Source organism: Nocardia sp. CC201C (genome assembly GCF_030010695.1).
Lineage (GTDB): Bacteria > Actinomycetota > Actinomycetes > Mycobacteriales > Mycobacteriaceae > Nocardia > Nocardia otitidiscaviarum.
In genome coordinates this window covers 1-8945 of the sequence record NZ_JASCXP010000314.1, presented here as the reverse complement: position 1 = coordinate 8945, position 8945 = coordinate 1, and the positions used below count along the sequence as shown (strand labels likewise).

General features: G+C 70.0%; 10 protein-coding genes. 6 read left to right on the top strand and 4 right to left on the bottom strand.

Annotated features, from left to right (window positions below; translation table 11 throughout):
• The coding region (locus QK444_RS26470) for a helix-turn-helix transcriptional regulator (RefSeq protein WP_282784761.1) at positions 1 to 223 on the bottom strand (223 nt) is incomplete at its 3' end.
• A 111-nt stretch (positions 224 to 334) separates the two neighbouring features.
• On the opposite strand from QK444_RS26470, the gene QK444_RS26465 reads away from it, so the two are divergent.
• Entirely contained in the window at positions 335 to 706 is a 372-nt protein-coding gene (locus QK444_RS26465; protein ID WP_282784759.1) for a VOC family protein, read from the top strand.
• 20 nt (positions 707 to 726) lie between these two features.
• Positions 727 to 1170, top strand: a complete 444-nt coding sequence (locus tag QK444_RS26460; protein WP_282784758.1) for a DUF1801 domain-containing protein — start codon at positions 727 to 729, stop codon at positions 1168 to 1170.
• A 115-nt stretch (positions 1171 to 1285) separates the two neighbouring features.
• On the opposite strand, the gene QK444_RS26455 is transcribed toward QK444_RS26460, so the two are convergent.
• The 3 genes from QK444_RS26455 to QK444_RS26445 all read right to left on the bottom strand — a co-directional run bounded on the left by QK444_RS26455 (position 1286) and on the right by QK444_RS26445 (position 4680).
• Positions 1286 to 2305 carry a hemolysin family protein gene (locus QK444_RS26455; RefSeq protein ID WP_282784756.1) on the bottom strand — a complete coding sequence of 340 codons (1020 nt, stop codon included), beginning with the start codon at positions 2303 to 2305 and terminating at the stop codon, positions 1286 to 1288.
• Positions 2298 to 3662 (bottom strand): hemolysin family protein, encoded by a 1365-nt coding sequence (locus tag QK444_RS26450; RefSeq protein WP_282784755.1) that lies wholly within the window; start codon positions 3660 to 3662, stop codon positions 2298 to 2300. The genes QK444_RS26455 and QK444_RS26450 overlap by 8 nt, the downstream gene beginning before the upstream one ends.
• Positions 3663 to 4047: 385 nt before the next feature.
• Positions 4048 to 4680: a glyoxalase gene (locus QK444_RS26445; protein ID WP_282784753.1), complete on the bottom strand. Its 633-nt coding sequence runs from the start codon at positions 4678 to 4680 to the stop codon at positions 4048 to 4050.
• Between the two features lie 195 nt (positions 4681 to 4875).
• On the opposite strand from QK444_RS26445, the gene QK444_RS26440 reads away from it, so the two are divergent.
• From QK444_RS26440 to QK444_RS26425, 4 genes are all read left to right on the top strand, one after another.
• A complete protein-coding gene (locus QK444_RS26440; protein WP_282784752.1) occupies positions 4876 to 5331 on the top strand; it encodes a MarR family transcriptional regulator in 456 nt (151 codons plus the stop codon).
• Entirely contained in the window at positions 5324 to 7129 is a 1806-nt protein-coding gene (locus QK444_RS26435; protein ID WP_282784750.1) for a long-chain fatty acid--CoA ligase, read from the top strand. Before QK444_RS26440 ends, QK444_RS26435 begins: the two co-directional genes overlap by 8 nt.
• 89 nt (positions 7130 to 7218) lie before the next feature.
• Entirely contained in the window at positions 7219 to 8163 is a 945-nt protein-coding gene (locus tag QK444_RS26430) for an ATP-binding cassette domain-containing protein (protein WP_282784748.1), read from the top strand.
• Positions 8160 to 8927 carry an ABC transporter permease gene (locus QK444_RS26425; protein WP_282784746.1) on the top strand — a complete coding sequence of 256 codons (768 nt, stop codon included), beginning with the start codon at positions 8160 to 8162 and terminating at the stop codon, positions 8925 to 8927. The genes QK444_RS26430 and QK444_RS26425 overlap by 4 nt, the downstream gene beginning before the upstream one ends.
• Positions 8928 to 8945: the final 18 nt, after the last annotated feature.

The following is an 8945-nucleotide window of genomic DNA, read 5'->3' as shown; positions in this document are numbered from 1 at the left end:
CCCCGGTCGGCTCCGCCCTGGTCAGCTCGGCCGCGCGGCCCGCCAGCGCCCGCCGGTCGGGGACGCCGACCTTGCGCAGCAGGGAGGACACGTGGGTTTCCACGGTGCGCACGGAGATGTACAGCTCGGCCGCGATCTCGGCATTGCTGCGATGCTGCCCGACCAGAGCCAGCACCTCGGCCTCCCGGTCCGAGATCCCGGCGGAGACCCTCTGCTTCGACACGCCACCCATCCTCTCGCATCGCCGTCGATCCGTCCCTCGGACCCGATTACGTGGTGAGATCCGTGGTCGGCACGGATGGCACCGGCCCGCGCCGAATCTAGCGTTATCGCCATGGAAGCAACACGAACGGTCGACCACTCCGGCATCAGGACCGTGCTGCATCCCGTCTCCGATCTGGCGGCGGCCAAGCAGGTCTACAGCGCGCTGCTCGGGGTGCCGCCCGAGATCGACGGCACCTTCTACGTCGGTTTCGAGGTCGGCGGTCAGCACATCGGCCTGGTGCCCGACGGCGGGCCGCAGGGCATGACCGCACCGGTCTCCTACTGGCACGTACCGGATATCGAGGCGAAGCTCGCCGACGTGTTGGCGGCGGGCGCGACCGTGCGGGAACCGGTGCGCGATGTCGGCGGCGGCCGCCTGGTCGCCACCGTCACCGATCCCGACGGCAATGTCCTCGGCCTGCTCCAAGACCGCACGCACTGACACCGAAAGAGGCAACCGCCATGACCACCACCCGCAAGACCAAGACCACCGTGGGCTTCTCGGCCGAGGAGCGCGCCGCCATGAAGGAGCACGCCCAGGAGTTGAAGGCCGCCGCCCGCCGCGGCTCCAAGGCCGACCCCGAGGTCGACGTGCTCGCCAAGATCGCCGCGATGTCCGACGCGGACCGCGCGTTGGCCGAACGCGTCCACGCCATCGTCAAGGAGCACGCCCCCACCCTGAGCCCCAAGCTCTGGTACGGCATGCCCGCCTACGCCCGCGCCGGGAAGGTCGTCTGCTTCTTCCAGAGCGCCGAGAAGTTCAAGGCCCGCTACGCCACCTTTGGCTTCAACGACATCGCCCACCTCGACGACGGCCCCATGTGGCCCACGGCCTTCGCCCTCACCGAACTCACCCCGGCCGTCGAACAGCGGATCGCCGACCTGGTGCGCCGGGCCGAATCCTGACGACCCGAAATATCGGCCCCCGGAACCGCACGGTTCCGGGGGCCGCCGTGCGAGGTCGGTCGCGAACGTCCGGGCAGGAATCGGCCGCGGGCATGCCACGGCGCACGTCTGCCCGTCAGGTCGCCGGACGGCTGGGGGTCGGCATGAGGCGCTGCAGGATGTCGGCGAGGGTGACCACGCCGAGCATTCGCCCGTCGCCGTCGGACACCACGGCCAGGTGGTTGCGCGAATCCTGGATGGTGCGCAGCACCTGATAGGCCGGGGTGTCGGCGGCCAGCCGCAGCACCGGGCGGGCCAGATCGGCGGCGGTCGCGGTGGCCGGGGCGCGCAGCGCGTCGCGGACGTGGACCACGCCGGTGATGCCGTCGGGACCGGTGACCAGCAGACGCAGATGCCCGGTGGCGTCGGCGGCGGTCTGGATCTGGGCCGGGCCGGCGTCGGCGGGTACCGAACTCGGATTCGGGTCGGCCCGCATCAGATCCGCGACGGTCACGCTCTCCAGTTCCAGCGCGGCCGCCAGCCGCCGATGGTCGTCGGGGTCGAGCGCGCCGACGGTGGCGGAGTGTTCCACCAGATGCCGCAGCGCCTCCGAATTCTGCCCGGCCGACACCTCGTCGACCGGTTGTACGCCGATCCGGCGCAGACACCAGTTGGCCAGTTCGTTGAGCCGGGTCAGCAGCGGCCGGGTCAGCCACATGAAGGCGCGCATGGGCAGCGCCAGCATGATCGCCGACCGCTCCGGATGCGCGATGGCCCAGGACTTCGGGGCCATCTCACCGATCACCAGGTGCAGGAAGGTCACGATCAGCAGGGCGAGGACGAATCCGGCGACGTCGGCCAACCACAGTGGCGCGCCCCAGGTGTCGAAGACCGGGGTGAGCCAGTGGTGCACGGCCGGTTTGGTGATCGCGCCGAGCGCGAGCGTGCAGACGGTGATGCCGAGCTGCGAACCGGCCAGCAGCACCGACAGTTCCGAGGCGCTGCGCAGCGCGGCGCGGGCGGCGGCACTGTGCGGCGCGGCGTCCTCGAGTCGGTAGCGGCGGGCTGCGACCAGCGCGAATTCCACCGCTACGAAGAAGGCGCTGGCCGCGATGAGCGCGACGGTGACGGCGGCGACGATCCACGGGTTATCCACGGTCGTCCTCCCGCGACTCGGAGACGGTCACGAAAACCTGTGCGGGCACGTGTTTGTCGACGGCACGCACCTCGGCGTGCAGCACCCTGGGTGTGGGTGGGACGTCGGCCACCAGTTCGGCCGGGTCCGGCGGCAGTTCGACATCGACGGTGTCGCCGACGGCGGGCAGGTCACCGTGCACGGCGATGAGCAGACCGGCGAGCGTCTCGTAGTCACCGGACGGTAGCCGGTGGTCCAGCTCACGGGCGACCTCGTCGAGATGCAGGCCGCCCGGCATGAGCCAGCCGTTGTCGAGCCGCCGCGCCCGACTCGGATCGGTGGACGGATCGTGCTCGTCGGCGAGTTCGCCGACCAGCTCCTCGGCCATGTCCTCGATGGTGACGATGCCGGCGAAACCGCCGTATTCGTCCACCACCAGCGCCATTTCGTCGTCGGCCGCGTTCAGCCTGGCCAGCACCTCCGGCAGCGGCAGCGATTCCGGCACCACCACCGCGCGCCGGGTGTACGCGGCCACCGGTCCGGTGACAGTGGTGGCGAGCAGGTCGTGCAGGTGCACGATGCCGACCAGGTCGTCGCTGGTCTCGCCGATCACCGGATAGCGGGTGTGGCCGGTGGCCATCCGTTCCAGCACCAGTTCGACGGGCTGATCGGCGCGCACGGTGTCGACGCGAGGCCGCGGGATCATGGCGTGTTCGGCGCTGCCGGTGGGGAAGTCGAGCATTCGGTCGAGCAGCGTGGACAGGTCGGCGGGCAGTTCACCGGCATCGCGGGATTCGGCGACGATATGCGCGAGGTCGCGCGGATTGGCCGAATGCTCCACATCGTGCACCGGTTCGATGCGCACCGCGCGCAGTAGCAGATTCGACGCGTGGTCGAACAGCGTGATGAGCCAGCCGAACAGGCGCAGGTACAGCGTGGTGGACCAGGCCAGCCAGCGGGCCACCGGTTCGGGCCGGGCGATGGCGAGGTTCTTGGGCACCAGTTCGCCGAACACCATCTGTACGAGCGTGGAGAACACCACGGCCGCCACCGCACCGATGCCGACGCCCACCGCGAGCGGCACTCCCGCGCCGTCGAGCAGATCCCCGATCCCGCGGCCGATCAGCGGTTCGGCCACATACCCGACGAGCAGCCCGGTGACCGTGATGCCGAGCTGCGCCCCCGACAACATGAACGACGTGCGCCGCGTAACCCCCAGCGCCCGGGCCGCACTCGCGTCCCCCGCTTCCGCGGCCGCCTTCAACCGCGACCGGTCCACCGCCATATAGGCGAACTCCTGGGCCACGAAGTACCCGGTCACGGCGGTGATGGCGAAGACGACCAGCACACCGGCGACAATGCTCACCGCGGTCACCACGTCAGCTCCCCTCGTCGGGGTCGCTTACTTCGACCGGGAACGGATTTTCGGCGGCGCGAACGTCGCTTCATGACCTGCTTTCTCCGGGACGGAATGGGTGGCATCGAGGATAGGGCAAATCGGGCCGCCACGGCTGAATGCCGGGCCGAGGTCACAACCCGGCCCGGACCCCTCGCCAGCGGGCGGCCGCCGTCGCCCCCGGGGCGGGGCGGGGCGGCAACGCCCATCCGGATCGGTTCGAACCTGGTGATGCCGTTCCTCGGGACACGACCACTGACGCCGCTGGACTTCGTTGTGCCGCAGGGGAATCGGGGGGCGGACCGCACATGATCGCGTGGTCCGCCGGTTCGACGCCGCCCATGGCGTCGGATGGGGAATATCGAGGTCAGACAGCGCTGCTCTCCCAGACGAAGCCGTCGGGATCGGTGCATGTTCCGATATCGCCGCCGATGACGATCCGGTGCGAACCCGACCCCTCCGGGTCGACGCCCGCGTCCTTGGCGGCGGCGCGGCGGCCGTAGAGCGCCAGGGTGACGGTCGAGCCCGGGGTGGCGAACTCGACGTACTTGCTGCCGAAGCTCTTGCCCACGGGCAGGCCGCGGTCGGCGTAGAACTGCTTGGTCGCCTTGACGTTCTCGACGCCGAGCAGCAGCACGATGCTGTCGACCTCGCGGGTGACCGGGCCGGTGTTCTTCTTGTTGGAGCTGGTGATCTTCCAGATGGTCCCCTCGGGGGCCTGGATGACGCCGCCGTAGCCCCAGAAGGTCTTCTTGGCCGGTTTCAGGGTGGTGAAGCCCGCGTCCAGCGCGGTGGCGATGAGGCTGTCGACGGTGCCGGGCTGGGCGACGACGAGGGAGAGCATGCAGCCGCGGAAGCCAGAGGACGGTTCCTGTCCGGCGCGGAACCGCACACGATCGCCCAGTCCGAAGGCCGCGTCGTAGGTGGCGCGGGCGGCGTCGGGGTCGGCGACCTCGAGGTGAACGGTGATGTCGGTCTTGGTTTCCATGGTGGAGTTCATGCAGCTAACGCTATTTTCCGCGCGGCGGAACGACATCCGTGCCGACCACGGATTCCGGGCACGGAACGAGCACGTAGCGGACCGTGGGTGCGTCGCCGTGTCTCGGTATCCGGTCCGGTTCGGCGCGACCGGCCGGTCGTGCGGCCGAACACCCCGGTCCGTCGGGGCGGCGGTCCGCGGCGCTATAGTTGCGCTATGCAACACCAGTCGGGCGGGGCGTCCCCCGAGCTCGTCGCGGTTCACGACGAGCTCGCGTGGATCGTCCGCGAGATCATCGCGGGCCGCCCCGTCGCCGAGGGCGTGCCGTCGTTCGCGCAGCAGTCGACCCTGTCCTATATCGCGCGGAATCCGGGATGCCGGGCCACCCAGCTCGCCGAGGCGTTCGGTGTGCACCGGTCGACGGTGTCGCGGCAGCTGCGGTCCTGCATGGACGCGGGCTGGGTGGCGGCGGGTGAGGGCAGCCTGCACGCCGGATACCCGCTCACCCTGACCGCCGCGGGACGGCAGGCCCTCGAAGCGGCGGTCGCGCGGGATCTGACCCTGCTCGGCGAGCGCATGACCGACTGGACCTCCCGGGAAATCTCCGACTTCGCCGCCGCGCTCCGGCGATTCCGTCACTCCCATCCGACCACTGGAGACGAGCATGCGTGAGTTCACCGCGGCAGCCAGCTTCACCATCGCCGCCGACGAGACCATCGTCGGATCGGTCTACGCCCAAGCCGAGCACTTTCCGAGCCGGGTGCTGTTCTCCCGGCCCGCCGGAGACCAGTGGCGTGACGTCACCGCCGCCGAGTTCGCGCGCCTCGTCTCCGCCGTCGCCAAGGGCCTGATCGCCAATGGCATCGAACCCGGCGACCGGGTGGTGCTGCTGTCGGCGACCCGATTCGAGTGGACGCTGCTCGACTTCGCGATCTGGGCCGCGGGCGCGGTGACCGTGCCGGTCTACGATTCCTCCGCCGCCGAGCAGGTGCGCTGGATCCTGGAGGATTCCGGGGCCGCGCTCGCGGTGGTGGAGACCGCCCGGCACAAGGATCTGGTCACCGCCGCACCGGACACGCTGCGGCGCATGCTGGTCATCGACGACGGGGCCGAGGCCACCCTGATCGCCGAAGGCGCGGACGTGCCCGACGCGGCGCTGCGGGAGCGGCTCGACGGGCTGCGCGCCGACGGCCTCGCCTCCCTGGTCTACACCTCCGGCACCACCGGCCGCCCCAAGGGCTGCATGCTCACCCACCGCAATTTCCTGTCGGAGGTGCGCGGCATCCTGAAGGCCAGCATCGGCGACGTCGCCCGCCCCGGGCAGCGCATGCTCACCTTCCTGCCGCTGGCCCACGTGCTGGCCCGTGCCGTCTCGCTGGCCGCCCTCGAGGGCGGCATGACCCAGGCGCACTGGTCGGACTTCAAGACGATTACCGGGCAGTTCACGCGGTTCCGCCCGCACACCATTCTCGGGGTGCCGCGGGTGTTCGAGAAGGTGCGCGACGGCGCGGACAAGAAGGCGCACGAGGGCGGCGCGCTCAAGGGCGCGATCTTCCGGTTCGCCGAGCGCACCGCCATCCGATGGAGCCAGAACCTGGATCGCACCGGCGGTTTCGCGCGGCGACCGTCCCCGCTGCTGCGCGTCCAGCACGCGCTGTGCGATCGCCTGGTGTACGCGCCGCTGCGCGCGGCCCTGGGCGGGGACTGCGAGTTCGCCATCTCCGGCGGCGGAGCGCTCGCGCCCCGGCTCGGACATTTCTTCCGCGGCGTCGGCGTCCCGATCTACGAGGGTTACGGCCTGACCGAGTCCACCGCCGCGCACTGCGTCAACGTGCCGGGCGCGGTGAAGATCGGCACCGTGGGACAGCCGTTGGGCGGCAACGGGGTTCGGATCGCCGAGGACGGCGAGATCGAACTGTCCGGCGGCGTGGTGTTCACCGGCTACTGGCGCAACGAGGAGGCCACCGCCGCGGCGCTGTCCGACGGCTGGCTGCGCACCGGCGATCTCGGCGAACTCGACGCCGACGGCTTCCTGTCCATCACCGGCCGCAAGAAGGATCTGCTCGTCACCGCGGGCGGCAAGAACGTCTCACCCGGCCCGCTGGAAGACCGCATCCGCTCGCACGCGCTGATCTCCCAGGCGATCGTGGTCGGTGACGGCCGCACCTACATCACCGCCCTGATCACCATCGACCCGGAGGCGTTCGAGTCCTGGAAGGCGGCCACCGCCACCCCGGCCCACGCCACCGTCGCCGACCTGCGCGACGACCCGACCCTGCTGGCCGAGGTGCAGCGCGCCGTCGACGACGCCAACAACACCGTCTCGCACGCCGAGGCGATCAAGAAGTTCACCGTCCTGCCCCGCGATCTCTCCGAGGAATCCGGCGAACTCACCGCCACCCTCAAGGTCAAACGCCACGTCATCGCCGAACGCTTCGCCGACGAGATCGAGGGCATGTACCGCCGCTGACCGTGCCCTGAACAGCGCGAACATCGGTTCGGCGGGTGTGTCAGCCCGGTATCAGGTCCGTGTCAGGCGCTGCCGTGATCGTTCTACCCATGAACGACGCGGCAATCGTGGCCTCCGGGCTGCGGAAGGCATACGGGGACAAGACGATCCTCGACGGAATCGACCTGAATATCCGTGCGGGCACGATCTTCTCGCTGCTCGGCCCGAACGGGGCGGGCAAGACGACGACGGTGAACGTGCTGACCACGCTGCAAACGGCGGATGGCGGTACGGCGCGCATCGCCGGGCACGACCTGATGACCGAACCCGAGGCGGTGCGCCGGGTCATCGGGGTGACCGGGCAGTTCGCCGCCGTGGACGATCTGCTCACCGGTGAGGAGAACCTGCGGCTGATGGCGGACCTGCACCGGATGCGGGGCGCGCGGCGGCAGCAGGTGATCGACGCACTGCTGGAACGCTTCGAGCTGACGGACTCGGCGCGCAAGCCCGCCGCCACCTACTCCGGCGGCATGCGACGCAAACTGGATCTGGCCATGACCCTGGTGACCAAACCGGACATCGTCTTCCTGGACGAGCCCACCACGGGTCTGGACCCGCGCAGCCGCCGCACCATGTGGGAGATCGTCCGCGAACTCACGGCCGACGGCGTGACCATCTTCCTCACCACCCAGTACCTCGAGGAAGCCGATCAGCTGGCCGACCGGATCGCGGTGCTGGACGCTGGGCGCATCGTCGCCGAGGGCACCGCCGCGGAACTCAAGCGCCGTATCCCCGGCAGCCACGTCCGGCTGCGGTTCACCACCGCCGCCGAAATGGCGGCGGCCGAGCGCGCCCTGCCCACCGCCACCCGCGACGACGACGCTCTCGCCCTGCGGGTGGAGGGCAGCGGCGGCAGCGCCTTCCTGCGCGAGCTGCTGGACCGGCTCGCCGCCCACTCGCTCGAGGCCGCCGAGGTCTCCATTCACACCCCTGATCTCGATGACGTTTTCCTCGCCCTCACCGGGCGCGCCACCACGGAGGCTGTCGCATCATGAGCACCCTGTCCCCGGTCGCATCGCTGGCCGATGCGTCGACCATGCTGGGCCGCAACTTCAAGCACATCGCCCGCAACCCGGTCACCATCTTCAACGCGGCATTGATGCCGGTGGTGATGATGCTGATCTTCGTGTACGTCTTCGGCGGCGCGTTCGAGGTCGGCGAGGACTACATCGACTACGCCACGCCGGGCATGATCCTGCTGGCCATCAGCTACGGGCTGTCGGGCACCGCGGTGTCGGTGAGCTCCGATATGGCCAAGGGCATCATCAACCGGTTCAAGGTCATGTCGGTCTCCCGCAGCGCCATCCTGATCGGGCATGTGGTGGCGACCATCGTCATCAATCTGGTCGCCATCGCGGCGGTCATCGGCGTGGCCTTCGCGCTGGGCTTCCGCCCGGACGCCACCGCGACCGACTGGCTCGGTGCGATCGGCGTCATGCTGGCGACCTCGTTCGCGGCGTCCTGGCTGACGGTCGCGCTGGGTATGGCCGCCACAACCCCGGAGTCGGCGGGCATGAGCGTGGTGCCGCTGATCATGCTGCCCTTCCTGAGCACCGCGATCGTGCCCGCCGAGCAGATGGGTCAGGGTGTGCGGCAGTTCGCCGAGTACCAGCCCTTCACGCCGATCATCGAGGCGCTGCGCGGATTCCTCTCCGGCAACCCCTCGGGCGGTGACACCGCCGCGGCGCTGGCCTGGTGCGCCGGGTTCGCCATCGTCGGATTCCTGTGGTCGCGCGCCACTTTCACGAAGCGAGCGTAGCGGCGACCAGATCCTGCC